The organism is Serratia sp. root2 (assembly GCF_031931805.1).
GTDB classification, from domain to species: domain Bacteria; phylum Pseudomonadota; class Gammaproteobacteria; order Enterobacterales; family Enterobacteriaceae; genus Serratia; species Serratia inhibens.
In genome coordinates this window covers 1626071-1652147 of the sequence record NZ_JAUJXB010000001.1, presented here as the reverse complement: position 1 = coordinate 1652147, position 26077 = coordinate 1626071, and the positions used below count along the sequence as shown (strand labels likewise).

The following is a 26077-nucleotide window of genomic DNA, read 5'->3' as shown; positions in this document are numbered from 1 at the left end:
TAGAAGCCATTCTCATTATTATTTACCGATAATTTTTTACGCTAAGGAGCTTTACGTGCACCGTCGAATCACCCTGTTGGCATTTGCCTGCGCCTGCGTTTTCTCTGCTCAGGCGATGGCGACCACCTATCCGTTGACCCTGACCGACACCTCTGGCGAAAGCGTGACGATTAAGCAAGAGCCGAAGCGCATCGTGGTGCAGGACGGGCGCGATATTTTGACGCTGGCCTTGCTGGATCGCGCCGATCCCTTCACCCGGCTGGTGGCGTGGAACAACCTGCTGAAAAAAAGCGACGGTGAGACCTGGAAAATCCTGCAGAGCAAATGGCCTGAGGCGAAGAACATTATCGATATGGGCTTCAGCGACAAGGGCGAGATCAATCTGGAAAGCGTGATAGCGAAACATCCTGATCTGATGGTGGCGCAGTTACGTTCCAAACCTTCTCTGAGCCAGACCGGCGTGCTGGACAAGCTGAAAGCGTTGAACATTCCGGTGCTGTTTATCGATACCATGCTGAAGCCGGTAGAAAACACCCCGAAAAGCATCCAGCTGTTGGGGGAGACGCTGAACCGTGAGAGCGAAGCGAAGCAATACACCGATTTCTATCAGCAGCATTATCAGAGCATCCTCGATAAAACCAAAGCGGTGGAACCAAAACCGCTGGTGTTTATCGAAGCGAAAGCCGGCCTGAATGGGCTTGAGTCTTGCTGCTTCACCCATTCGCACGTCGGTTGGGGCGGGATGATCGAGGCGGTGGGTGCGCGCAACCTGGGTTCCGAACTGCTGCCCGGCGCGACCGGCGACGTGTCGCTGGAAAAAGTGATCAGCATGAAACCGGACGCCTATATCGTTTCCGGCTCCCAGTGGGCCAGTAAAACCAATGCCGCAGTGCCCTTTGGGTATGGCGTTAGCCAGCAGCAGGTCGACGACGCTTTCAACCGCATGAAACAGCGCCCGGGCTTTGCCCAACTCTCGGCAGTGAAAGAGGGTCGTTTCTACGGCATTTACCACAACTTCTATAACCACCCGTACAATATTGTTGGGTTGGAGTATCTGGCGAAGTTTATCTATCCGAATCAGTTCAAAGCGTTGGATCCGGCGAAAACCTACAGCGAGATCCTCAGCCGCTTTACCGAAGTGCCGGAAGGCAAGGGGATTTTGGGTGCTCAGGCACCGGTAGGGAAGTAAGCATCGCGGGCGCGGTTCATTGATCCGCGCCCGTTTTATCAGGCCGCAGGCGTGTAGGTGGAGATAATCTCCAGCACGCCGTTGATAATAAACTGCACGCCCATACACACCAACAGGAACCCCATCAGGCGCGAGATTGCCTCAATGCCGCTCTTGCCCACCAGACGCATAATGGCACCGGAGCTTCTCAGGCAACCCCACAGTATTACCGCCACCGACAGAAAAATCGCCACCGGCGCCACCAACAGAACCCAGTGCTCGAATCCCAGCACATTAGCTTTAATGCTTGATCCCGAACTGATGATCATGGCGATCGTCCCCGGGCCGGCGGTGCTTGGCATGGCCAGTGGCACAAAGGCGATGTTGGCCGAGGTTTTCTTGCGCAGTTCGTCTGATTTGGTTTCCACCTCCGGCGCTTCTTCTGCGCTTTGCTGTGGAAAAAGCATGCGAAAACCGATAAATGCGACAATCAGCCCGCCGGCGATGCGCAGGCCGGGAATGGAGATGCCGAAGGTGCTCATGACCAACTGACCGGCGTAGAACGCTACCGTCATGATGAGGAACACGTAGACCGACGCCATCAGCGACTGCTGATTGCGCTCTTCACGCGTCATATTGCCCGACAGGCCGAGCAACAACGCCACGGTGGTAAGTGGGTTGGCCAGCGGCAGTAACAACACCAGACCCAATCCGATGGCCTGGAATAACTGCATGATACTCGACATAAAGCAGACCCCTGTTTTCAGTTAACGCTACAGCGCGACGTAAAATAACAGAGTAGCCTGCCGGGAGATCACCAGCAATGGTGATAGAGGGATATCGTTTGAAAATTCACACTGTTGACACGGAATTGATGACCGTTCAGCCCTGCGTATTGGGTGGCGTCAATTCGGGCGCAGGGTCTGCTGAGGCGTCGTCGTCGTTCACGCAGTCATTGGCGATGTCCGGGGTATCTTCGCATTCCATCGGCGGTTCGTTGACCGCAATGGCCCGCGGGTGGCGATCTGTGCCGAGGTGAAGCAGAGCAAAACTCGCGGCCAGCACTACGCAGACGCCAACAAGTAACTTGAATAACCGGTTCATGATGCGAGGGGGTGTCTCAATTCAGTCGTTAGTGGCGACAGAATAGCGGTAGCGGGCAAGCTTCGCCATAGCTGATTACGCAATGTTGTTGCTTGCTCATTGCGGGTAAACCGCTCGCCGAGATTTTAAAATACGTCGGCCGGCAAGTGGGGGGCATGCCTGACAAACTCTCCGGTAGATGGCGCGCTAATCATAGTGTTACACTGCCCGTTCCGTTATGGCGTAACAACATAGTGCATTTTAAATTGTGCACGTATGAGTGTACATATCTGGCAGCGTAAAGCTGGATAGCGTCGATAACACCATGTAGTTAAACGATATTGTATTTCTTCATGTGATCTGTCGTGTGGGTCACCACTGTAGATAAGGAATCATTAATGCCTGTTATTACTCTTCCTGACGGAAGTCAGCGTCATTTTGACCGCGCCGTTTCCCCGCTGGATGTTGCCCTTGATATCGGCCCTGGTTTGGCCAAAGCCTGTATTGCCGGCCGTGTAAACGGTGAACTGGTTGATGCCGGCGATCTGATCGAATCCGATGCGCAACTGGCGATCATCACCATCAAGGACGCCGAAGGTCTGGAAATCATGCGCCACTCCTGTGCGCACCTGTTGGGCCATGCCATCAAGCAGCTGTGGCCGGACACCAAAATGGCCATTGGCCCGGTGATCGACAACGGTTTCTACTATGACGTCGATATTGACCGCACCCTGACGCAGGAAGACCTGGATCTGCTGGAAAAGCGGATGCATGAGTTGGCCGACAAAGATTATGACGTCATCAAGAAAAAGGTCAGTTGGCAAGAAGCCCGCGACACCTTTGCCGCGCGTGGTGAAAACTACAAAGTGGCGATTCTGGATGAGAACATCAGCCATGACGACCGTCCTGGCTTGTATCACCATGAAGAATATATCGACATGTGCCGCGGTCCGCACGTGCCAAACATGCGTTTCTGCCATCACTTCAAACTGCAGAAAACCTCGGGCGCTTACTGGCGTGGCGACAGCAAAAACAAAATGCTGCAGCGTATCTACGGTACCGCATGGGCAGACAAGAAACAGCTGAATGCCTATCTGCAACGTCTGGAAGAAGCCGCCAAGCGTGACCACCGCAAGATCGGCAAGCAGCTCGACCTGTATCATATGCAGGAAGAAGCGCCGGGCATGGTGTTCTGGCACAACGACGGCTGGACGATTTTCCGTGAGCTGGAAGCCTTTGTGCGCATGAAGCTCAAAGAGTACCAGTATCAGGAAGTGAAAGGGCCATTTATGATGGACCGTGTGCTGTGGGAAAAAACCGGCCACTGGGAAAACTATAAAGACGCCATGTTCACGACCTCGTCGGAAAACCGCGAGTACTGCATCAAGCCGATGAACTGCCCGGGACACGTGCAGATCTTCAACCAGGGCCTGAAGTCTTACCGTGATTTGCCGCTGCGTATGGGCGAGTTCGGCAGTTGCCACCGCAACGAGCCTTCGGGTTCTCTGCACGGTCTGATGCGCGTGCGTGGTTTCACTCAGGATGACGCCCATATCTTCTGTACCGAAGAGCAGGTGCGCGCCGAAGTGAACGAATGCATCAGAATGGTCTATGATGTTTACGGCACCTTTGGCTTCGAAAAAATTGCGGTTAAACTCTCCACCCGCCCTGAGAAGCGCATCGGCACTGACGATATGTGGACTCGCGCGGAAGACGACTTGGCTGCCGCGCTGACCGAAAACGGGATTCCGTTTGAATATCAGCCGGGTGAGGGCGCCTTCTACGGACCAAAAATTGAATTTACTCTGCATGATTGTTTGGATCGTGCATGGCAATGTGGTACCGTGCAGCTCGATTTCTTCTTACCGGGTCGTTTAGGCGCATCGTATATTGGCGAAAATAACGATCGCGTGGTACCGGTAATGATCCACCGCGCTATTTTGGGCTCCATGGAGCGTTTCATCGGTATCCTTACCGAAGAGTACGCTGGGTTCTACCCAACCTGGATTGCTCCGGTGCAGGTGGTGGTGATGAATATCACCGACAGCCAGTCTGATTATGTCCAGCAATTGACCAAAAAACTGCAAGATGCAGGGATTCGTGTTAAAGCGGACTTGAGAAATGAGAAGATTGGCTTTAAAATTCGCGAACATACTTTACGTCGGGTTCCTTACATGTTGGTGTGCGGTGATAAAGAGGTCGAATCAGGCAAAGTTGCCGTTCGTACCCGCCGTGGCAAAGACCTGGGAAGCCTCGACGTAAACGAAGTCGTAGACAAGCTGCTGAAAGAGATTCGCAGCCGTAGTCTTCATCAACTGGAGGAATAAAGTATTAAAGGCGGAAAACGAGTTCAACCGGCGCGTCCTAATCGCATTAACAGAGAAATTCGCGCGCAAGAAGTTCGCCTAACCGGCGTCGATGGCGAGCAGATTGGTATTGTCAGTCTGAATGAAGCTCTTGAAAAAGCTGAGGAAGCGGGTGTTGATTTAGTAGAAATCAGCCCAAATGCCGAACCGCCAGTTTGCCGAATCATGGATTACGGCAAATTCCTCTACGAGAAGAGCAAGTCGACCAAAGAACAGAAGAAGAAGCAAAAAGTCATTCAGGTCAAGGAAATCAAATTCCGTCCTGGTACCGATGATGGCGACTATCAGGTCAAACTACGCAACCTGATTCGCTTTCTGGAAGATGGCGATAAAGCCAAAATCACCCTGCGTTTCCGTGGGCGTGAAATGGCGCACCAACAGATCGGTATGGAAGTGCTTAACCGCGTCCGTAAAGACCTGTGTGAAGATTCTGATTTGGCCATTGTCGAATCCTTCCCTACTCGGATCGAAGGCCGTCAGATGATCATGGTGCTCGCACCGAAAAAGAGACAGTAAAGGCTTCCAAGTAATCGAACCCGCGCAACGCTTGCGTTGTGTGGGTTTTATTCGCCTTACTGATCGTTGTTTAACAATGCGAAGTGGATTTAATTAAAATGCCAAAGATTAAAACTGTACGTGGTGCAGCCAAACGCTTCAAAAAAACCGGTAGCGGTGGTTTTAAGCGTAAGCATGCTAACCTGCGTCATATTCTGACCAAAAAAGCAACCAAGCGTAAACGTCACCTGCGTCCGAAAGGCATGGTGTCTAAAAACGATATGGTCCTGGTTGTTGCGTGCCTTCCGTACGCATAAGCCATTTTTTTTGAATCCAGAATAAGACTTTAGGAGAGAGCATATGGCTCGCGTAAAACGTGGTGTAATTGCACGCGCACGTCACAAGAAAATTTTAAAACAAGCGAAAGGTTACTACGGTGCCCGTTCGCGCGTTTATCGTGTTGCCTTCCAGGCAGTAATCAAAGCAGGTCAGTATGCTTACCGTGACCGTCGTCAACGTAAGCGTCAGTTCCGTCAGCTGTGGATTGCACGTATCAACGCAGCAGCTCGTGTGAACGGCCTGTCTTACAGCAAATTCATTAACGGCCTGAAAAAAGCCTCTATTGAAATTGACCGTAAGATCCTGGCTGATATCGCGGTCTTCGACAAAGTGGCCTTCGGCGCACTGGTTGAGAAAGCGAAAGCAGCACTGGCGTAAGTCAGTAAAAGAGGGAGCTTGCTCCCTCTTTTAATCTTTGTTTTTTAGCACAAATATTGACTTTTATTGACCGCCGCTATATCACTGGTGGACAATCAATCGACAAGGTTAATCAATCATGCACGCTGCTATTTTTCGTTTCTTTTTTTACTTTAGCGCCTGATCTCAGGAGGCTTTGCGCGTAAGAAAAGAAACGAAAAGTAGCGCCTAAGCCTCCCCTGTGGAGGCTTTTTTGTTTTTAGCCATACCCTTTGTCTTTCAAACTACAGCGGCGTTGGCCGCGTGTGTTCACCCCAGTTACTTAGTCATCTAAGCTCCCGGTGATTCACCCACTTGCCGCCTGGCTGTAGCTTGAAATCCTGTGGGTATGACATAGGCCAGATAACATAAATTATCAGTCATTACTTAGGGCCATATCGGCCAGAGGAAGAGGAAAGCAATGCCACATCTCGCAGAGCTGGTTGCCAATGCCAAAGCAGCCGTAGAAGATGCCCAGGATGTTGCCGCGTTGGATTTGGTACGCGTCGAATATTTAGGCAAGAAAGGCCATTTTACCTTGCAGATGCAATCGCTGCGCGACGTGCCGGCGGAAGAACGTCCGGCGGCCGGGGCAGTGATCAACCAGGCAAAACAGGCTGTGCAGGATGCGCTGAACGCGCGTAAAAATACGCTGGAATCTGCTGCACTGAACGAGCGTTTGGCAGCAGAGACTATTGACGTTTCCCTGCCGGGCCGTCGTATGGAAAACGGCGGGCTGCACCCGGTAACCCGCACCATCGATCGTATCGAAGCCTTCTTTGGCGAACTGGGTTTCTCCGTTGAGACCGGCCCGGAAATTGAAGACGATTATCATAACTTCGACGCGCTGAACATCCCCGGGCACCACCCGGCGCGCGCCGATCACGATACTTTCTGGTTCGATGCCACACGCCTGCTGCGTACTCAAACCTCCGGCGTGCAGATCCGTACCATGAAGAACCAGCAACCGCCAATTCGCATTATTGCGCCGGGTCGCGTTTACCGTAACGATTACGATCAAACGCACACTCCGATGTTCCATCAGATGGAAGGCCTGATTGTCGACAAAGATATCAGCTTCACCAATCTGAAAGGCACGCTGCACGACTTCCTGAATAACTTCTTTGAAGAGGATTTGCAGGTTCGTTTCCGTCCGTCTTACTTCCCGTTTACCGAACCGTCCGCTGAAGTGGACGTTATGGGCAAAAACGGCAAGTGGCTGGAGGTATTGGGCTGCGGCATGGTGCACCCGAACGTTCTGCGTAACGTGGGCATCGACCCGGAAATCTATTCCGGCTTCGCTTTCGGCATGGGTATGGAGCGTCTGACGATGTTGCGCTATGGCGTTACCGACCTGCGCGCGTTCTTCGAAAACGATCTGCGTTTCCTCAAACAGTTTAAGTAAGGCGGGAATATCACATGAAATTCAGTGAACTCTGGTTGCGCGAGTGGGTAAACCCGGCCATCAGCAGCGAAGCATTATCCGATCAAATTACCATGGCCGGTCTGGAAGTGGACGGCGTGGAACCGGTAGCCGGCGTTTTCAACGGTGTGGTGGTTGGTCATGTGGTTGAATGCGGTCAGCATCCGAATGCGGACAAACTGCGCGTGACCAAGGTCAACGTCGGCGGCGATCGCCTGCTGGATATCGTCTGCGGCGCGCCCAACTGCCGTACTGGCCTGAAGGTGGCCGTTGCCACCGTGGGCGCAATGTTGCCGGGCGATTTCAAAATTAAAGCCGCCAAATTACGCGGCGAGCCTTCTGAAGGCATGCTCTGTTCGTTCTCCGAACTGGGAATTTCTGACGATCACGACGGTATTATCGAACTGCCGGAAGATGCGCCAATTGGCACCGACATCCGTGAATACCTGAAGCTGAACGACAACACGATCGAAATCAGCGTAACGCCTAACCGTGCAGACTGTCTGGGCATCATCGGCGTAGCGCGAGATGTCGGTGTGCTGAATCAGGTGGCGCTGACCGAACCGGACATGAGCCCGGTTGCCGCCACTATCAATGATACGCTGCCGATCCGCGTTGATGCGCCGCAGGCGTGCCCGCGATACCTCGGCCGCGTAGTCAAAGGCATCAACGTTAAAGCCCCCAGCCCGCTGTGGATGCGTGAGAAACTGCGTCGTTGCGGCATCCGCTCCATTGACGCGGTGGTTGATGTCACCAACTACGTGCTGCTGGAGCTTGGCCAGCCAATGCACGCTTTCGACCTGAGCCGCATTGAAGGCGGCATCGTAGTGCGTATGGCCGGGGAAGGGGAAACTCTGACGTTGCTGGACGGTAACGAAGCCAAACTGAATGCAGACACCCTGGTGATTGCCGATCACCAGAAAGCGCTGGCGATGGGGGGCATCTTTGGTGGCGAACACTCAGGGGTGAATGACGAGACCCAGGATGTGCTGCTGGAGTGTGCTTTCTTCAGCCCGTTGTCGATTACCGGCCGCGCACGTCGTCAGGGCCTGCACACCGATGCCTCACATCGCTATGAGCGTGGGGTTGATCCTGCGCTGCAATACAAAGCGATGGAGCGTGCTACCCGCCTGCTGATTGATATCTGCGGCGGTCAGGCCGGTCCGGTTATTGATGTCACCACCGAAAGCGGACTGCCGAAGCGCGCCACTATTAAGTTGCGCCGTGAAAAACTGGATCGTTTGATTGGCCATGTAGTACCAAGCGAGCAGGTAAGCGATATTCTGCGTCGTCTGGGTTGCCAGGTGACCGAGCAGGGTGATAACTGGCTCGCGGTGGCACCTAGCTGGCGTTTCGATATGGAAATCGAAGAAGACCTGGTAGAAGAAGTCGCGCGCGTTTATGGCTACAACAATATTCCGGACGTGCCGGTACGGGCCGATCTGGTCATGACCAAGCATCGTGAAGCCGATCTGACGTTGAAACGCGTGAAGACCATGCTGGTCGATCATGGTTTCCAGGAAGCGATCACCTACAGTTTTGTCGATCCTAAAGTGCAGGCCTTGCTGCACCCGGGCGAAGAGGCGTTGATCCTGCCAAGCCCAATCTCGGTAGAGATGTCGGCTATGCGCCTGTCATTGTGGACTGGCCTGTTGTCTGCGGTGGTGTATAACCAGAATCGTCAGCAAAGCCGCCTGCGCCTGTTTGAAAGTGGGTTGCGCTTTGTGCCTGATACTGCGGCAAATCTGGGTATCCGTCAGGATGTCATGCTGGCAGGGGTGATTGCGGGCCATACGCACGAAGAACACTGGGATCTGGCGCGTAAGCCGGTCGACTTCTATGATTTAAAAGGCGATCTGGAGTCGGTACTTGAGCTGACCGGTAAATTATCCGAAATTCAGTTCAAGGCAGAGGCCAATCCGGCACTGCATCCGGGGCAAAGCGCGGCGATTTATTTACAGGGTGAACGCGTAGGTTTCATCGGTGTGGTTCATCCGGAACTTGAGCGTAAACTGGATCTTAACGGCCGCACAGTGGTGTTCGAACTGGAGTGGAACAAGGTCGCAAGCCGCGCCGTGCCTCAAGCGCGGGAGATTTCTCGCTTCCCGGCAAACCGCCGCGATATCGCCGTTGTGGTGGCTGAAAACGTCGCCGCAGAAGATATTTTGGCAGAGTGTAAGAAAGTTGGCGCAAATCAGGTAGTTGGCGTAAACTTGTTTGATGTGTACCGTGGCAAGGGCGTGGCAGAGGGTGATAAGAGCCTGGCTATCAGTCTGGTATTGCAGGATACCGCTCGTACACTGGAAGAAGAGGAGATAGCCGCTACCGTTGCAAAATGTGTAGAGGCTCTAAAACAGCGATTCCAAGCATCCTTGAGGGATTGAACCTATGGCGCTTACTAAAGCTGAAATGTCAGAACACCTGTTTGAAAAGCTTGGGCTTAGCAAACGGGATGCCAAAGACCTGGTAGAACTGTTTTTCGAAGAGGTGCGTCGTGCTCTTGAGAACGGTGAGCAGGTTAAACTGTCAGGTTTTGGCAATTTTGATTTGCGTGACAAGAACCAACGTCCTGGGCGTAACCCGAAAACCGGCGAGGACATTCCGATTACTGCGCGCCGCGTGGTCACTTTCCGTCCGGGGCAAAAGCTGAAAAGTCGGGTAGAGAACGCCAGCCCGAAAGAGTAAGTTGCGTGAAACCAAAAAGGCCGCTTTTGCGGCCTTTTTCTTTTTCTGCGTTAAATTCGGTTTATTCTTAAATTACTTCGCTATAAGAATCGGTTGATGATATTACTCTCATCCGCCCATTAGCTGAAAATAATATATTTTATGCGGATTATTCTTATAGTTATTTCATGTGCATTGCATTGTGAACTAAAAAAGGGGCCGAGGCCCCTTGATGGTTAATAATGGTTGTAGTAGTGACCCGGTCCACCGCCGCCACGATGGCCGCCTCCGTGTGGGCCGAAGCAGCAAGCGCTGAGCGCTGAAGACAGCACGGCCACGACCAATAGCAGTCCAATACGTTTAATCATAATAATGTTTCTCCGGTGGTTGTTGGAGTAATTATAAATAACCCTGAACGGATACGTGCGTCAGTTATTCGTTAAGCGCTGTCAGTAATTATATTAATTAAACTGCATGGGGGAGTGTATGGATTGCGTAAGGGAGATGAAAACGATCTGAAAATAGGCATTGGTGAGATAGGCGCTAAATAAATGCGCTGATATAACCACTCCAGCGAGAAAAATAAAGTGAGAACATAAATGAAAAAGATCCTGTTGCTGGTTTGTTTACCGTTGCTGCTGCCGGTGGCTGCGCAGGCGGATGTCTCTATAGATATCAACGTGCCGGGCGTCTCGGTACATCTGGGCGATCAGGACCGGCGTGGCTACTATTGGGATGGCTACGACTGGCGTCCGCCGCAGTGGTGGCATGCTCATCAGGGCCGTGGCATGGGGGAGCGGAATAACCGTGGCATGTACTGGGACGGGGGCCGTTGGCAACCGAAGCCACCGCGCGGCTATGAGCACCCTGGCCCGGGTCGCGACGGTAATCCCTTCCGTGGCGAGCGCGATAATCATGATAACGGTAACCGTCATGATAACGGCGGCCGGGACAATGGTCGCGGTAACGACCAGGGACGTGGCAATGATAATGGCCGTGGTAACGGCCACGGCAATGGCGAACCCTACCCACCGAATGGCAATGGCCAACGCCATTAATTGATTCTACAGCGGCTGCTTTTGCCATCACCTGCGGGCGACGGGCAGGGGCAGCCGCCGTTTTCCTGCCATTGTGCTTATGCAACGCTTCCCCTTCAGACGCTAACCCCCTAATATTTGACTCAGACGTCAATTATTCGGCCGCAAATACGGCCTGCAGGGAATCGCGCGCCTATGCCGACCAGCCAGACCTTTTCTTTATTGCTCCAAAATCAACGTACTCGCGACAAACGTCATTTGTGGTTGTTGACGCTGGGCGTTGCGGTGGCTTTTGTTTTCAGCCTCAGTGCCGGTGACGTTTGGCTCTGGCCCTCACAGTGGTTGAGCGAACCCGCGCAGCTGTTCGTCTGGCAACTGCGGTTGCCGCGCGCGATGGCAGTGATGCTGGTGGGTGCCAGCCTGGCGGTGGCCGGGGCGGTGATGCAGGCGCTATTCGAAAACCCCTTGGCCGAGCCTGGCCTGCTCGGTGTCGCGAACGGTGCCGGTGTGGCGTTGGTGTTGACGGTGTTGCTGGGTAACGGTTTGCTGCCGGTGGCGTTGATGAGCCTCAGTGCTATCGTCGGTGCGTTAATCATGACTTTTCTGTTGCTGAGCTTTGCCCGCCGCCGGCGGTTGACCAATGCGCGCTTGCTGTTGGTGGGGGTTGCGCTGGGTATCGTTTGCAGCGCGGTGATGACCTGGGCGGTGTACTTCAGTTCCAGCCTGGATCTGCGCCAACTGATGTATTGGATGATGGGCGGGTTTGGCGGCGTTGACTGGCGGCAAAAGTGGTTGGTGCTGGCCCTGTTGCCGGTGCTGCTTTGGCTGTGTTGCCAAGGCAGGGCGCTGAACTTTATGGCCTTGGGGGAGATTCAGGCACGCCAACTCGGGCTTTCCTTGCATCTGTGGCGCAACCTGCTGGTGTTGGCGATTGGCTGGCTGGTGGGCGTCAGTGTGGCGCTGGCCGGGGTGATTGGTTTTGTCGGGCTGGTGATCCCGCATATGCTGCGCCTCAGCGGCTTGACCAACCAGCGTTACCTGCTGCCCGGATGCGCGCTGGCCGGTGGCGGCGTGTTACTGGCCGCTGATGTGGTGGCGCGCATCACGCTGTTGTCGGCAGAATTGCCCATTGGGGTGGTGACCGCTACTCTCGGTGCACCGCTATTTATCTGGTTACTGACCCGGGTAAAAAGCGTAAGGTAGTTTCTCTGTTCACCTGCAAGCAAAACAAGAGGATAAAGTTATGTCTCAACCTATTTATGACATTCCGGTAAACACGATCGAAAATCAATCCACCACCCTGGGCGAATATGAAGGTAAAGCGCTGCTGGTGGTTAACGTGGCGTCGGAATGTGGCTTGACCAAGCAATATGAAGGACTGGAAGCGTTGTACGAAACCTATCGGGCACAGGGTTTTGAGGTGCTGGGCTTCCCGTCCAATGAGTTCCTGGGGCAAGAACCTGGCAGCAATGAAGAGATCCTGGCGTTTTGCCGCGGAACCTTCGGTGTGCAGTTCCCGATGTTTGCCAAGATTGAGGTGAACAGCGACGACCGCCATCCGTTGTATCAGGCGCTGATTGCCGCAAAACCGCAGGCCAGTGCACCAGAGGGTAGCGAATTCCTGGCGCGTATGAGCAGCAAAGGCCGTGCACCGAAAAAAACCGGCGATATCCTGTGGAACTTTGAGAAGTTCCTGATTGGGCGCGATGGCCAGGTGATTCAGCGTTTCTCACCGGATACGACGCCGGAAGATCCTGCGCTGGTAGCCGCCGTGAAACAGGCCCTCGCCGCATAACAAGGAGCGGTAATCGAACATGCTGCAACTCAGTGATGTTGGGGTAGAAGGGCGTTTGGCCCCATTTTCAGCCCAGGTTGATGCCGGGTTGCAGTATCACCTTATCGGCCCGAATGGTGCCGGTAAAAGTACGCTGCTGGCACGGTTGGCGGGCATGCTGCCCGGCAGGGGAGAAATTCTGCTGTCGGGGCAACCGTTGGCCGGTTACCAGGGGAATGAACTGGCGCTGCGCCGCGCTTATTTAAGCCAGCAACAGCCCCCTGTCGCGTTGATGCCGGTGTTCCAATATCTGGCGCTGCACCAGCCGGCGGGCGCCGCTGAAGCCGTTGTGGAGAGCACCATTCTCTATCTTTGCCAACGTTTAAAGCTGATGGACAAGTTGCCACGGATGCTGACTCAGCTGTCCGGCGGTGAATGGCAGCGGGTGCGGCTGGCTGCGGTGCTGCTGCAGGTGTGGCCGACGGTTAACCCACACAGTCAACTGCTGCTGCTGGATGAGCCGACCAATAGTCTGGATGTGGCGCAGAAGGTCGCTCTGGATCGTCTGCTTCGCGAGTTTTGCCAGAGCGGACGCAGTGCTTTGGTTTGCGCCCACGATCTCAATCACACTCTGCAGCAGGCCGATCGGGTTTGGCTGCTGCACGCGGGGCGGCTGGTCGCACAGGGCATTACGCGAGAAGTGATGGAACCGGTATTGCTTTCACAGATTTATGATGTGGATTTTCATTTGCAGGCGGTCGGCGATCAGCGTTGGATCATGACCAAGACCGCGTAGCGAGAAAACCTGCTTAAACGTAAATTAAACGGACTCGATATAAATAGACGGCTAACCATCGGCCGTTATTTCTTTTTCCCCTTTAAATTAACTCTCCCGCCTTGAAAACCGTCCCTGACGTGCTACGCTGATTTAGTTCAAATAAAATAAGTAAGTAATTATTTATAACTATAGTTATTTGATTTTTATATGATATTTGTTTTTTTATTGATGCTCGCTCAAGTCTGATAGCCAGCTGGTAATTAATCTCATCTTAAGGTTTAGTTAAGCTTGCGGCCGTACATTGGCAGTTAATCCACCAGGAACGATTCTCTCTGGCGTTTAATATTCGTTAAATAAAAGAGATCTACAGTGTCATTAAAGAAATTTGATGAGTTTGGGGTTAACTATGGATGAATTTTTACCTTTTTCTCGCCCGGCTATTGGCGATGAAGAAATCGCAGCGGTAGAAAAGGTATTGCGCTCCGGCTGGATCACCACCGGGCCGCAGAATCAGCAATTGGAAAGCGAATTCTGCTCCACCTTCGGATGTAAACACGCCATCGCCGTTTGTTCCGCCACTGCAGGTATGCACATCACCCTGATGGCGCTGGGCATTGGGCCGGGTGATGAAGTTATCACACCTTCGCAAACCTGGGTTTCCACCCTCAACATGATTGAACTGCTTGGCGCGACGCCGGTGATGATTGACGTTGACCGCGATACGCTGATGGTCAGCGCCGCCGACGTCGAAGCCGCCATTACGGCCAAAACCAAAGCCATTGTCCCGGTGCATTATGCCGGTGCACCGCTGCAGATGGATGCCTTGCGCGATGTGGCAAAACGCCACAATCTCCCCCTGATTGAAGATGCCGCCCATGCGGTGGGTGCCCGTTACAATGGCGAGTGGGTCGGTGCGCGCGGCACGGCAATTTTTTCCTTCCATGCGATTAAAAACCTGACCTGCGCCGAGGGTGGCCTGATTGCCACCGACGACGATGCGTTGGCGGATCGCGTGCGTTGCCTGAAGTTTCACGGCCTGGCGGTTGACGCCTTCGATCGCCAACAACTGGGCCGCAAGCCACAGGCCGAGGTGGTGGAACCGGGCTACAAATACAACCTTTCGGATATTCACGCGGCCATCGCGGTCGTGCAGTTAGCCCGTTTGCCGCAGTTGAACGCCCGCCGCAAAGCGCTGGCCCAGCGTTATTTGCTCGCGCTGGAAGGCTCGCCTTTCCAGCCGCTGGGGCTGCCTGATTACCCGCATGACCACGCCTGGCATCTGTTTATGGTGCGTGTCGATGCCGAGCGTTGCGGCATCGACCGCGATCAACTGATGGAGCGCCTGAAGGCGTTGGGCATCGGTACCGGCCTGCATTTCCGCGCTGCCCATACTCAGAAATTCTACCGCGAACGTTATCCGCAACTGGCGTTGCCGAACACCGAATGGAACTCGGCGCGTCTTTGCACCTTACCGTTATTCCCTGATATGACCGACGGCGATGTCGATCGCGTGGTCAACGCTTTATCTTCTGTTGTGGAGTCATTACGTGTCTCGCGTTGAACCGATAAAAAAAGTTTCGGTGGTGATCCCGGTATACAACGAGCAGGAAAGTTTGCCTGCCTTGCTTGAGCGTACTACCGCCGCCTGTAAACAACTGACTCAGCCTTATGAAATTATCCTGGTCGATGACGGCAGCAGCGACAACTCTGCCGACATGCTGACCGCGGCGGCAGAACAACCGGGCAGCTGTGTGATTGCCGTTTTGCTGAACCGCAATTACGGCCAACACTCGGCGATTATGGCCGGTTTCAATCAGGTGAGCGGCGATCTGGTGATTACGCTGGACGCCGATTTGCAAAACCCGCCGGAAGAGATCCCGCGCCTGGTGCGGGTAGCGGAAGAGGGCTATGACGTAGTGGGTACCGTGCGCGCCAACCGTCAGGACTCCTGGTTCCGCAAAAGCGCCTCGCGCATTATCAATATGATGATCCAACGTGCCACCGGTAAATCGATGGGGGATTACGGCTGCATGTTGCGTGCCTACCGCCGCCATATTATCGAAGCCATGTTGAACTGCCACGAACGCAGCACCTTTATCCCGATCCTGGCGAATACCTTCGCCCGGCGTACCACCGAAATCGACGTACTGCACGCCGAGCGCGAGTTTGGCGACTCCAAATACAGCCTGATGAAGCTGATTAACCTGATGTACGACTTGCTCACCTGCCTGACGACGACGCCGCTGCGTATGCTTAGCGTCGTGGGTAGCGTGGTGGCGCTCTCAGGCTTTGTGCTGGCGGTGGTGTTGATCGCCCTGCGTTTGATTATGGGGCCTGAATGGTCGGGCGGCGGTGTGTTCACCCTGTTTGCGGTGCTGTTTACCTTTATTGGCGCTCAATTTGTCGGCATGGGCCTGTTGGGAGAATACATCGGCCGCATTTATACCGACGTACGCGCTCGTCCTCGTTATTTTGTTCAGAAAGTGGTCGGCGAACAGCCGGTTCACAATACTCAGGAAGAAGAATGATGAAAGCTATTGTATTTGCTTACCATGATATTGGCTGCGCGGGTTTGAAAGCGCTGACTGACGCAGGTTATGACGTTCAGGCGGTATTCACGCATACCGACGATCCTGGTGAGAACAACTTCTTCTCCTCCGTAGCCCGTTTGGGCGCTGAATTGGAGCTGCCGGTTTATGCGCCGGAAGACGTTAACCACCCGTTGTGGATCGAGCGCATCCGTCAGATGCAACCGGACATTATTTTCTCATTCTATTACCGCAACCTGCTGAGCGATGAGATCCTGTCGCTGGCGCCGCTTGGCGGTTTCAACCTGCACGGTTCGTTGCTGCCGCGTTACCGTGGCCGCGCACCGGTGAACTGGGCGTTGGTCAATGGTGAAACCGAAACCGGCGCCACGCTGCACAAAATGGTCAAACGCCCGGACGCAGGGGATATCGTTGGTCAACGTAAAGTGGCGATCGACGCTGAGGATACGGCGCTGACGTTGCACAAAAAAGTGCGGGAAGCGGCGCAGGCGCTGCTGAAAGACGAGCTGCCTAAACTGAAAAACGGCACCGCCTCATTCACTGCGCAAAATGAAGCCGACGCCAGCTATTTTAGCCGCCGCACTGCCGCAGACGGTGAAATTTCGTGGCATAAATCCGCGCAGGAAATCAACAACCTGATCCGTGCGGTAACCGAGCCATACCCTGGCGCATTCAGCTACCTCGGCCAACGTAAGCTGATCGTCTGGCGCGCCCGCGTGCTGGATGCCCAGCATGATAAACAGCCGGGCACAGTGCTTAGCACCTCGCCGCTGATCATCGCTTGCGGTGAAGGCGCACTGGAAATCGTCGCCGGGCAAAACGAGGCCGGTCTGTACGTACAGGGCAGCCGTCTGGCGCAAGAAATGGGTATCGTGACCGATGTGCGCCTGGCCGCGAAGGCCAATGCGGTAATGAAACGCAGAACCCGCGTGTTGATTCTGGGCGTTAACGGTTTTATCGGTAACCACCTGACAGAACGCCTGTTGCGTGATGACCGTTATGATATTTACGGCCTGGATATCGGTTCGGATGCCATCAGCCGCTTCCTGGATAACCCGCGCTTCCACTTTGTGGAAGGGGATATCAGCATCCACTCGGAGTGGATCGAGTATCACATCAAGAAATGCGACGTGGTGCTGCCGCTGGTGGCCATTGCGACGCCTATCGAATACACCCGCAACCCACTGCGCGTATTCGAGTTGGATTTCGAAGAAAACCTGAAAATCGTCCGCGACTGTGTGAAATACAATAAGCGCATTATCTTCCCGTCGACCTCTGAGGTATACGGTATGTGCGACGACAAAGAGTTTGATGAAGACCACTCGCGCCTGATCGTAGGGCCGATCAACAAACAGCGCTGGATTTACTCGGTGTCCAAGCAGTTGCTGGACCGGGTGATTTGGGCGTACGGTGCCAAGGAAGGGTTGAAGTTCACGCTGTTCCGCCCGTTTAACTGGATGGGACCGCGCCTGGATAATCTGGATGCGGCGCGTATCGGTTCGTCTCGCGCTATCACCCAATTGATTCTCAATCTGGTGGAAGGCTCGCCGATCAAACTGATGGATGGCGGGGCACAAAAACGCTGCTTTACAGACATCAACGACGGTATCGAAGCACTGTTTCGCATTATCGAAAACCGCGACGGTTTGTGTGACGGCCAGATCGTCAATATCGGTAATCCGACCAACGAAGCCAGCATCCGTGAACTGGCGGAAATGCTGCTCGAGAGCTTCAACAATCACCCGTTGCGCGACAGTTTCCCGCCGTTTGCCGGTTTCAAGGATGTGGAAAGCAGCAGCTATTACGGTAAAGGGTATCAGGACGTTGAGCACCGTACGCCGAGCATCAAGAATGCCCGCCGCCTGCTGGGCTGGCAACCGACCATTGCTATGCAGCAGACCGTTGCAGACACGTTGGATTACTTCCTGCGCACTACCGTTCAGGAAGGTAAAGGTGAATGAAGAAAGTCGGTCTGCGAGTTGATGTAGATACCTTCAGCGGCACCCGGGAAGGGGTGCCGCAGTTGCTGGAACTGTTCGACAAGTACGATATCCAGGCCAGTTTCTTCTTCAGCGTAGGACCGGACAATATGGGGCGCCATCTGTGGCGCCTTTTGCGTCCGAAATTCCTGTGGAAAATGCTGCGTTCGAACGCCGCGTCACTGTACGGTTGGGATATCCTGCTGGCCGGGACCGCCTGGCCGGGGCGCAATATTTCCCGCGCGCTGGGGCCGCTGATGAAACGCACCGCCGAGGCCGGGCATGAGGTGGGGCTGCACGCCTGGGATCATCAGGGCTGGCAGGCGAACGTCGGCCGCTGGTCCGAGACGCAATTGACGCAACAGGTTCAACGGGGCGTGGATGCTCTAACCGCGAGCATTGGTCAGCCGGTAAGATGCTCGGCGGTCGCCGGCTGGCGTGCGGACACGCGGGTACTGGAGGTGAAGCAGCGTTTCGGGTTTCACTACAACAGCGATTGCCGGGGCACCTATCCATTCCGCCCGCTGTTAAGCGATGGTCGCATGGGCACCGTTCAAATCCCGGTAACGCTGCCCACCTTTGATGAGGTGATTGGCAGTGAAGTCAGTATGGCCGACTTCAACGATTACATTTTGCAAGCCATTGAAAACGATCGCGGCGTGCCGGTGTACACCATACATACCGAAGTGGAAGGGATGTCGCAGGCGGCGATGTTCGAACAGTTACTGCAGCGTGCGCAACGGCAGGGCATAGCATTCTGTCCGTTAAGCGAACTGCTGCCGCACGATTTGGCGTCATTGCCATTGGGCCGCATCAAGCGCGCTCCTTTCCCCGGCCGCGAAGGTTGGCTGGGTTGTCAAACCGATGTGAAGGACGATTCATGAAGGCGCTAAAAGGATCATGGGCCATTTTGCTGGCCATTTTTTTTGCTCTGGTTTACCTGATTCCCCTTAATGGCCGCCTGTTGTGGCAGCCGGATGAAACCCGTTATGCCGAGATCAGCCGCGAGATGCTGCAGCGCGGCGATTGGGTGGTGCCTAATCTGCTTGGCCTGCGTTATTTTGAAAAGCCGGTAGCCGGTTATTGGTTTAACAACATTAGCCAATGGTTGTTTGGCGATACCAATTTTGCGGTGCGTTTCGGTTCGGTATTCAGCACAGGCATGACCGCGCTGCTGGTATTTGCGCTGGCGATGCTGATGTGGCGCAATGCGCGCCGCGCCAGCCTGGCGGTGCTGATTTTCCTGTCGATGGTGCTGGTGTTCAGCATTGGCACTTACAGCGTACTGGATCCGATGATCGCCTTGTGGCTGACCGCCGCGATGGTCAGCTATTACCTGACGCTGAAAGCCACCACGGCCAAAGGAAAACTTGGCGGTTACGTATTGCTGGGGCTAGCCTGCGGCATGGGCTTTATGACCAAAGGATTCCTGGCGCTTGCGGTGCCGGTGATTGCGGTGATCCCGATTGTCATTCAGCAACGACGGATTAAAGATCTCCTGATTTACGGCCCGGTGGCGATCGTGGTGGCGGTGCTGCTTAGCCTGCCTTGGGCGCTGGCCATTGCCCAACGAGAGCCGGACTTCTGGAATTACTTCTTCTGGGTGGAGCATATTCAGCGCTTTGCCGAGGACAATGCGCAGCATAAGGCACCGTTCTGGTATTACATTCCGATTCTGTTTGCCGGGGTGCTGCCATGGGCTGCATTGCTGCCAGGGGCGCTGATCAAGGGCTGGCGTGAACGCATCAGCCGACCTGAGCTGTTTTTCCTGCTTAGCTGGGTCGTGATGCCACTGATCTTCTTCAGCATCGCCAAGGGCAAGCTGCCGACCTATATTCTGCCGTGCATGGCACCGCTGGCACTGCTGATAGCCGCCTATGCCGAGGATTATGCGGCGCTGATGCGCAGTAAAGCCTTCAAAGTCAATGCGTTGTTAAACGGATTGTTTGGGCTGATTTGCGTGCTGGCGTTGCTGATTATCGGCGCGGGGCTGTTGCCGAAGGTGCACTTGTTTAGCGCACAGGAATGGCCGAAGATAATTATCGGTATTATCGCTTTTGCCGGGTGGCTAATTTTCGCCGTGGTATCGGTGCGTGATAATGCACGCCATTGGCGTTGGGCGGCTGCCTGTCCGTTGCTGTTGTGCCTGCTGATTGGCTATGCGATCCCGCAGCAGGTGATCGACTCCAAACAGCCGCAAAGTTTTATGCGCGCTAATATCACTGCGCTGAGCGACAGCCGCTATGTGCTGACCGACAGCGCAGGCGTAGCCGCAGGCCTGGCTTGGGAGCTGAAGCGCAGCGACGTGCTGATGTTCAGCGAAAAGGGCGAAGTGGGGTATGGTCTGGACTATCCGGATGCCCGCAGCCATTTCATCAGCGACGAAGATTTCCCGCAGTGGTTGGCACAGGCGCGAAAACAGGGCGATGTCTCGCTGGTATTGCAATTGTCGAGGGGGGATCACGTGCCGAAAAACTTACCGGCTGCAGACAAGATTGTTGAGATGAACCGCCTGGCGCTGGTTTGGTACCAACAACAACCATGATGATCGGTTACCTGTTGGTGATTGTAGTCAGCCTGCTCACCTGCGGTGGGCAGCTGTGCCAGAAACAGGCCGCTCTGTGTTGGCAATTGCCGCCGGACGTCAGACGGGGGCCGACGCTGCGCTGGTTGGCGCTGGCGGTGTTGCTGCTGGGAGCCGGCATGGCGGTGTGGCTCAACGTGTTGCAACGTTTGCCGCTCAGCCTGGCGTACCCGATGCTCAGCCTGAATTTCGTGCTGGTCACGCTGGCCGCCCGCTGGCTGTTTCAGGAACCGACCACTTTGCGCCACTGGTGCGGCGTAGCGTCCATTATGCTGGGGATCCTGCTGATGAGTTTGCAACCATGAGGGGCTACGCCTGGGGTGCCACCAGCGTGCTGCTGGTTACGCTGGCGCAACTGCTGATGAAGTGGGGCATGGCGCAAATCCCGTTGATATCGTTCGCCGACGTGACGCCGGTGCTGCTCATGCATTACTGTCTGCCGTTGCTGGCAGTGTGCGGCGGCATTTTTGGCTATGCGCTGTCTATGCTGTGCTGGTTCTTCGCGCTGCATCATCTGCCGCTTAACCGCGCTTATCCGCTGCTGAGCGTCAGCTATGCGCTGGTGTATCTGGCGGCGGTGATCCTGCCCTGGTTTAATGAATCTGCCACCCTGCTGAAAACGCTCGGCACGCTGTTTATTCTTTTTGGGGTGTGGCTGATTAACAGCAAGGCTGAGGTAAAAGCCGCCCAATAGCGCAAAAATTGGCGTCATCGTGATTATCTCCTTCACAGCGCTTGCCTTTTTCCCCATGCGAGAGATAAATTAGCGCCAAATAGCTCTCTCCTAACGTGGTGCCGGCTTTGCCTCGCTGGCGGTGTGGTTGACCGGGTGGCATGATGCGGCAACGGGTTCAATGAAGGGATCGTATGCGGATGCGTGTTTGGTTTTTATTAGTCAGTTTAATCCTTGCCGGTTGCAGCAGCCATGCGCCGCCGCCCAGTGGGCGCCTGGCCGATTCTATCGTGGTGGTGGCTCAGTTGAATGAGCAACTGCGGCAATGGTACGGCACGCCTTATCGCTACGGCGGTATGGATCGTGGCGGCGTCGATTGTTCCGGCTTTGTTTATCGTACTTTCCGCGATCGTTTCGACATGCAGCTGCCGCGTTCGACCGAAGAACAGACTTCACTTGGCACCAAGGTTTCCCGGGATGAACTGATGCCGGGCGATCTGGTGTTTTTCAAAACCGGCGCGGGTGAAAATGGCTTGCACGTCGGCATCTACGACACCAACGATCAATTTATTCACGCCTCAACCAGCCGTGGCGTTATTCGCTCCTCGCTGGACAATGTCTATTGGAAGCGAGCCTACTGGCAGGCGCGGCGTATTTAGCGTTAACCCGTTGATTAGGTGTATCATGGTGGCATCACGTCTTTAACGGTGACCGCCATGAATAGCTTACGCTTACTGATTTCCGACTCCTACGACCCCTGGTTCAATCTTGCCGTGGAAGAGTGCATCTTCCGCGAGATGACCACGCAGAAAATCCTGTTCTTATGGCGCAACGCCGAAACCGTGGTCATTGGCCAGTCACAAAACCCGTGGAAAGAATGCAACACCCGGCGGATGGAGCAAGATGGGATCCGGCTGGCGCGGCGCAGCAGTGGGGGCGGAGCGGTATTTCACGACCTGGGCAATACCTGTTTTACCTTTATGGCCGGGAAACCCGGTTACGACAAAACCGTGTCCACCGGCATTATTCTGGCGGCGCTGGCTCAATTGGGGATCTCCGCCACCGCATCCGGACGCAATGATCTGGTGATCGACACCGCAGAAGGCGTGCGTAAAATATCCGGGTCGGCCTACCGTGAAACTCCGGATCGTGGGTTTCATCACGGTACGTTGTTGCTGAATGCCAATCTAAACCGCCTGACGGATTACCTTAATCCGGACCCCAAAAAATTGCAGGCAAAGGGCATCACCTCTGTGCGTTCTCGCGTCGCCAACCTGGCGGAGTTCCTGCCCGATATCAACCATCGGCAGGTATGTGACGCCGTGACGCAGGCATTCTTTGACCATTATGGCGATACCGCCACAGCGGAAATCATTTCTCCGGATGTTTACCCCGATCTGCCGGATTTCGCCGCCCAATTCGCCAGGCAAAGCAGTTGGGAATGGAATTTCGGCAAAGCGCCTGCATTTAGCCATTTGCTGAATGAGCGGTTTGTCTGGGGCGGGGTGGATATCTTCTTCGATGTGGAGAAAGGCGTCATTGAGCGGGCGCAGATTTTCACCGATAGCCTTAACCCTGCACCGTTGCAACAGTTGGCCGAGAGGTTGGTCGGGAGTGCCTATCGCAGTGACACTGTGGCAGGTTGCTGTGATAGCCTGATCGCGCAGTTTCCCGATCAAGCCGCCGAGTTGGTTGAGCTGCGGCAATGGTTGGTCGAGACGATTAAATAACATTCAGGCTCCGGCACCCTGGGATGAGGCGGCTCATCCCTTTTTAAACCCTGTGGCCCTCGGTTCTTGCAGCCTCTTCTCGTCTAAAAATCGTAAATTCCGCTACAGCATAAATCCGCTAAAAATCAAGGTGGGCATTTTTGGGTTGTTTCAATGCCGGGAATAACGCCGTGAATTGATGCGTTATTAAATTTAATCAGTTATCTGGGGGTGGGGTCGGAATAGCTTTGATCAAGATTTGTCTGTTTTTTATCGAATAGGAATTTCTTTAATTAAAACAATGAAGATAAGTCAAATTTTAAGAATTGTGCCATCACTTAAGTTAAATCCTTCCCGGTTTATTCGTGACGTCCAGGTTTTGCCATAAGTGAAATTGTTTTTTTATTCATTTTTCCGTGAGTTACGAATAGCTTTAATCTATCAATTAAATGATAACTTATTGGTAATTACATTGATATTTCCGATTAATCCCAGGGGGATTGATCGATAAAATATATTGATATACGATGGCCTGCTCGCCATTCTGCCTGTGGCATTAAAATGAAAATCCAATTCGAAGCTGACTTTATTAGTAGCTATGTTTTTCAACCTGTTTACTCAATGGAAGGCAGGCTGCTGGCGGTAGAAATATTATGCCGTTTCAATAGCCTGGACGGTGATTTGGCCATGCCCGCTGACATTGGGATTAATTTATTGACCGCCTCGCAAAGGATTGAGTTATTTCATGAGCAATTGAGGCTGGTAGAGCAACATGCCGGTTGGTTTGTCGAACACGACGTGCTGTTGACCCTCAATATCGAAGAAACTCTTGTCGATATGATCCTCACTGACGATCTGCTGTGTCAACGCCTGCGGCAATGGCCGTTTATTGCGTTCGAAATCAGTGAGGGTTTTCCGAATCTTTCAGCGGGAAAAAACAATACCAAGGTCAGCCGGCTAAGCGAGATTTTCACCCTGTGGCTGGATGACTTTGGCTCAGGGCAGGCGACATTGACCGCATTGTATGATGGCCTGTTCGACTATGTGAAAATCGACAAACGTTTTTACTGGCAGCTTTTTGCCCACCAAGGGTATGACGTGGTCATCGACTCGCTCTTAAAGAATATCAATCTGCTGTGCAAAGGGGTGATTGTCTGCGGCATAGAGAAGAAGGAATATTTTAATAAGCTCAGACACGCCGGTGTTTTTGGTTTGCAGGGGTTTTTATGGCCCAGCGTTGGTGTGGATAATCTGGCCGCTTTGCGGATAACGCCCGAAGAATTCAATGGCAATAATTGATAGCGCCGGGCGCTTCAGCGGAATAATGGATCGGATGATTTTTGCTGCGATTCCGGTCCTGTTATTTATCATGTTCTTCTCGCTGATAACGCCCCCGATTCATCGGCGCAACAAGGTGCTTACGCCGTATTGGTGTAAACGCCACGCCTCCGCCTCTGCATGGATCCCCGGCAGAGGCGTTCTCCCTGCATTTCCTCTGTGTTAATCCGCACGCTCAGGCTCTACACTAAGCGGAAACGGAGGGCCTATGCCGCAGTTTGAAAACGCTTACCACCATCAGTTACCCGGTTTTTATACCGAATTGAAACCCACGCCGCTGAAGGGCGCCCGCCTGCTGTATCACAGCGAACCTCTGGCGCGGGAGCTGGGGTTGGACGAAAGCTGGTTTAGCCAGGACAAGAGCCCGATATGGTCGGGCGAAACGCTGTTGCCCGGCATGCAGCCGTTAGCTCAGGTGTACAGCGGCCACCAGTTTGGCGTTTGGGCCGGGCAATTGGGTGATGGCCGCGGCATTTTGCTCGGCGAGCAAAAGCTGGCGGACGGCCGCAGCATGGACTGGCATCTGAAAGGGGCTGGGCTAACGCCGTATTCACGGATGGGTGATGGTCGTGCCGTATTGCGTTCGGCGATCCGTGAGTTTTTGGCCTCCGAGGCGATGCACCATCTGGGGATCCCGACCACACGCGCTTTGACCCTGGTGACCAGCGAGCAGCCCGTCTTTCGTGAACAGCCAGAGCGCGGGGCGATGCTGCTGCGCGTGGCGGAAAGCCATGTGCGCTTCGGCCATTTTGAGCATTTCTACTACCGCAAACAGCCAGAACAGGTGCAACAGCTGGCAGACTTTGTGATCGCCCGTCATTGGCCGCAGTTGAAAGATCACGGCGACAGCTATTTACCCTGGTTTATTGACGTTGTTGAACGCACTGCGCGTTTAATCGCACATTGGCAGACCGTCGGGTTCGCTCACGGCGTGATGAACACCGACAATATGTCGATTCTGGGCATCACTATCGATTATGGCCCTTACGCGTTCCTCGATGATTACAAACCTGACTTTATCTGCAATCACTCGGATCATCAGGGGCGTTATGCCTTTGATAACCAACCCGCCGTCGCGCTGTGGAACCTGCATCGGTTGGCGCAGGCGCTGTCCGGGTTGATGACCACCGAACAGTTGCAGCAGGCGCTGGCGGCCTATGAGCCGGCGTTGATGCGCGCCTACGGGGAACAGATGCGCGCCAAGCTCGGCTTTTTCACCCAGTCGACGCAGGATAACGATCTGCTGACCGGGCTGTTGAGCCTGATGGCACAAGAGGGGCGTGACTATACCCGTACTTTCCGCTTGCTGAGCCAGACGGAACAGCAACAGGCACAGTCGCCGTTGCGGGATGAGTTTATCGATCGCGGCGCATTCGACGCGTGGTATCGGCAATATCGGCAACGTTTGCAGCAAGAGCAGGTGAGCGACAGTGAACGGCAGCAGGCGATGAAGGCGGCAAATCCCAAATTAATCCTGCGCAATTATCTGGCGCAGCAGGCGATTGAGCGTGCCGAACAGGATGATGTCAGCAAGCTGGCGCGCCTGCATCAGGCGTTGCTGACGCCGTTTGCCGACGTGGCCGAATACGACGATCTCGCCGCCTTGCCGCCGGATTGGGGCAAACATCTGGAGATTTCCTGTTCGAGTTGAAATACCCGACGTATTTCAAGCGACATCAGGCTAATGCGGGCGCAGCATGTTGCGCCCTACAAACCGCCGGG

Annotated in this window: 26 protein-coding genes and 1 other annotated feature; of the genes, 24 read left to right on the top strand and 2 right to left on the bottom strand. The window is 54.2% G+C overall.

Features of this window, described 5'->3' with window-relative positions:
- The first annotated feature begins 55 nt into the window (after positions 1–55).
- Positions 56–1189: an ABC transporter substrate-binding protein gene (locus QZQ97_RS07405; RefSeq protein ID WP_311992915.1), complete on the top strand. Its 1134-nt coding sequence runs from the start codon at positions 56–58 to the stop codon at positions 1187–1189.
- Between the two features lie 38 nt (positions 1190–1227).
- Here QZQ97_RS07405 and QZQ97_RS07400 read toward each other — a convergent pair whose 3' ends face one another.
- Entirely contained in the window at positions 1228–1914 is a 687-nt protein-coding gene (locus QZQ97_RS07400) for a MarC family NAAT transporter (protein WP_311992914.1), read from the bottom strand.
- A 136-nt stretch (positions 1915–2050) separates the two neighbouring features.
- Entirely contained in the window at positions 2051–2272 is a 222-nt protein-coding gene (locus tag QZQ97_RS07395; protein ID WP_311992913.1) for a hypothetical protein, read from the bottom strand.
- 377 nt (positions 2273–2649) lie between these two features.
- On the opposite strand from QZQ97_RS07395, the gene thrS reads away from it, so the two are divergent.
- The 23 genes from thrS to QZQ97_RS07280 all read left to right on the top strand — a co-directional run bounded on the left by thrS (position 2650) and on the right by QZQ97_RS07280 (position 26006).
- Entirely contained in the window at positions 2650–4578 is a 1929-nt protein-coding gene (gene thrS / locus QZQ97_RS07390; RefSeq protein ID WP_311992912.1) for a threonine--tRNA ligase, read from the top strand.
- Positions 4579–4581: 3 nt separating this feature from the next.
- A complete protein-coding gene (infC, locus tag QZQ97_RS07385; protein ID WP_013812633.1) occupies positions 4582–5133 on the top strand; it encodes a translation initiation factor IF-3 in 552 nt (183 codons plus the stop codon).
- Between the two features lie 98 nt (positions 5134–5231).
- Entirely contained in the window at positions 5232–5429 is a 198-nt protein-coding gene (gene rpmI / locus QZQ97_RS07380) for a 50S ribosomal protein L35 (RefSeq protein ID WP_004943591.1), read from the top strand.
- Between the two features lie 43 nt (positions 5430–5472).
- Entirely contained in the window at positions 5473–5829 is a 357-nt protein-coding gene (gene rplT, locus QZQ97_RS07375) for a 50S ribosomal protein L20 (RefSeq protein ID WP_004943595.1), read from the top strand.
- Positions 5830–5943: 114 nt separating this feature from the next.
- Positions 5944–6066 (top strand) — a sequence feature (Phe leader region).
- Positions 5948–5992: a pheST operon leader peptide PheM gene (gene pheM, locus QZQ97_RS07370; protein ID WP_121626058.1), complete on the top strand. Its 45-nt coding sequence runs from the start codon at positions 5948–5950 to the stop codon at positions 5990–5992. Its footprint overlaps the feature before it by 45 nt.
- 202 nt (positions 6067–6268) lie before the next feature.
- A complete protein-coding gene (gene pheS / locus QZQ97_RS07365) occupies positions 6269–7252 on the top strand; it encodes a phenylalanine--tRNA ligase subunit alpha (protein WP_004943598.1) in 984 nt (327 codons plus the stop codon).
- 14 nt (positions 7253–7266) lie between these two features.
- On the top strand, positions 7267–9654 hold the full coding sequence (gene pheT, locus QZQ97_RS07360; protein ID WP_311992911.1) for a phenylalanine--tRNA ligase subunit beta: 2388 nt from the start codon (positions 7267–7269) through the stop codon (positions 9652–9654).
- Between the two features lie 4 nt (positions 9655–9658).
- The gene (ihfA, locus tag QZQ97_RS07355; RefSeq protein WP_004943604.1) at positions 9659–9955 is read left to right on the top strand and encodes an integration host factor subunit alpha; all 297 of its coding nucleotides are present in this window, start codon (positions 9659–9661) and stop codon (positions 9953–9955) included.
- A gap of 578 nt (positions 9956–10533) precedes the next feature.
- On the top strand, positions 10534–10992 hold the full coding sequence (locus QZQ97_RS07350; RefSeq protein WP_311992910.1) for a DUF2502 domain-containing protein: 459 nt from the start codon (positions 10534–10536) through the stop codon (positions 10990–10992).
- 174 nt (positions 10993–11166) lie between these two features.
- On the top strand, positions 11167–12174 hold the full coding sequence (btuC, locus tag QZQ97_RS07345) for a vitamin B12 ABC transporter permease BtuC (protein WP_311992909.1): 1008 nt from the start codon (positions 11167–11169) through the stop codon (positions 12172–12174).
- Between the two features lie 40 nt (positions 12175–12214).
- Complete coding sequence (locus QZQ97_RS07340; RefSeq protein WP_311992908.1) at positions 12215–12766, top strand: glutathione peroxidase; 552 nt, start codon at positions 12215–12217, stop codon at positions 12764–12766.
- A 19-nt stretch (positions 12767–12785) separates the two neighbouring features.
- Positions 12786–13541 (top strand): vitamin B12 ABC transporter ATP-binding protein BtuD, encoded by a 756-nt coding sequence (gene btuD / locus QZQ97_RS07335; RefSeq protein ID WP_311992907.1) that lies wholly within the window; start codon positions 12786–12788, stop codon positions 13539–13541.
- Between the two features lie 388 nt (positions 13542–13929).
- Positions 13930–15084, top strand: coding sequence for a UDP-4-amino-4-deoxy-L-arabinose aminotransferase (arnB, locus tag QZQ97_RS07330; protein WP_311992906.1), 1155 nt, complete (start codon positions 13930–13932; stop codon positions 15082–15084).
- Positions 15071–16051: an undecaprenyl-phosphate 4-deoxy-4-formamido-L-arabinose transferase gene (gene arnC / locus QZQ97_RS07325; protein ID WP_006320272.1), complete on the top strand. Its 981-nt coding sequence runs from the start codon at positions 15071–15073 to the stop codon at positions 16049–16051. The genes arnB and arnC overlap by 14 nt, the downstream gene beginning before the upstream one ends.
- A complete protein-coding gene (gene arnA / locus QZQ97_RS07320; RefSeq protein WP_311993889.1) occupies positions 16051–18033 on the top strand; it encodes a bifunctional UDP-4-amino-4-deoxy-L-arabinose formyltransferase/UDP-glucuronic acid oxidase ArnA in 1983 nt (660 codons plus the stop codon). Before arnC ends, arnA begins: the two co-directional genes overlap by 1 nt.
- A complete protein-coding gene (arnD, locus tag QZQ97_RS07315; RefSeq protein WP_311992905.1) occupies positions 18030–18935 on the top strand; it encodes a 4-deoxy-4-formamido-L-arabinose-phosphoundecaprenol deformylase in 906 nt (301 codons plus the stop codon). Before arnA ends, arnD begins: the two co-directional genes overlap by 4 nt.
- Positions 18932–20596 (top strand): lipid IV(A) 4-amino-4-deoxy-L-arabinosyltransferase, encoded by a 1665-nt coding sequence (gene arnT / locus QZQ97_RS07310; RefSeq protein WP_311992904.1) that lies wholly within the window; start codon positions 18932–18934, stop codon positions 20594–20596. Before arnD ends, arnT begins: the two co-directional genes overlap by 4 nt.
- Positions 20593–20940, top strand: a complete 348-nt coding sequence (gene arnE, locus QZQ97_RS07305; RefSeq protein WP_311993888.1) for a 4-amino-4-deoxy-L-arabinose-phosphoundecaprenol flippase subunit ArnE — start codon at positions 20593–20595, stop codon at positions 20938–20940. Before arnT ends, arnE begins: the two co-directional genes overlap by 4 nt.
- Positions 20937–21329 (top strand): 4-amino-4-deoxy-L-arabinose-phosphoundecaprenol flippase subunit ArnF, encoded by a 393-nt coding sequence (gene arnF, locus QZQ97_RS07300; RefSeq protein ID WP_311992903.1) that lies wholly within the window; start codon positions 20937–20939, stop codon positions 21327–21329. The genes arnE and arnF overlap by 4 nt, the downstream gene beginning before the upstream one ends.
- A 173-nt stretch (positions 21330–21502) precedes the next feature.
- Positions 21503–21967, top strand: a complete 465-nt coding sequence (locus tag QZQ97_RS07295; protein WP_311992902.1) for a C40 family peptidase — start codon at positions 21503–21505, stop codon at positions 21965–21967.
- Between the two features lie 57 nt (positions 21968–22024).
- The gene (locus QZQ97_RS07290) at positions 22025–23038 is read left to right on the top strand and encodes a lipoate--protein ligase A (protein ID WP_311992901.1); all 1014 of its coding nucleotides are present in this window, start codon (positions 22025–22027) and stop codon (positions 23036–23038) included.
- A gap of 540 nt (positions 23039–23578) precedes the next feature.
- Positions 23579–24316 (top strand): EAL domain-containing protein, encoded by a 738-nt coding sequence (locus QZQ97_RS07285; RefSeq protein WP_311992900.1) that lies wholly within the window; start codon positions 23579–23581, stop codon positions 24314–24316.
- Positions 24317–24563: 247 nt separating this feature from the next.
- Positions 24564–26006: a protein adenylyltransferase SelO gene (locus QZQ97_RS07280; protein ID WP_311992899.1), complete on the top strand. Its 1443-nt coding sequence runs from the start codon at positions 24564–24566 to the stop codon at positions 26004–26006.
- Positions 26007–26077 lie beyond the last annotated feature (71 nt).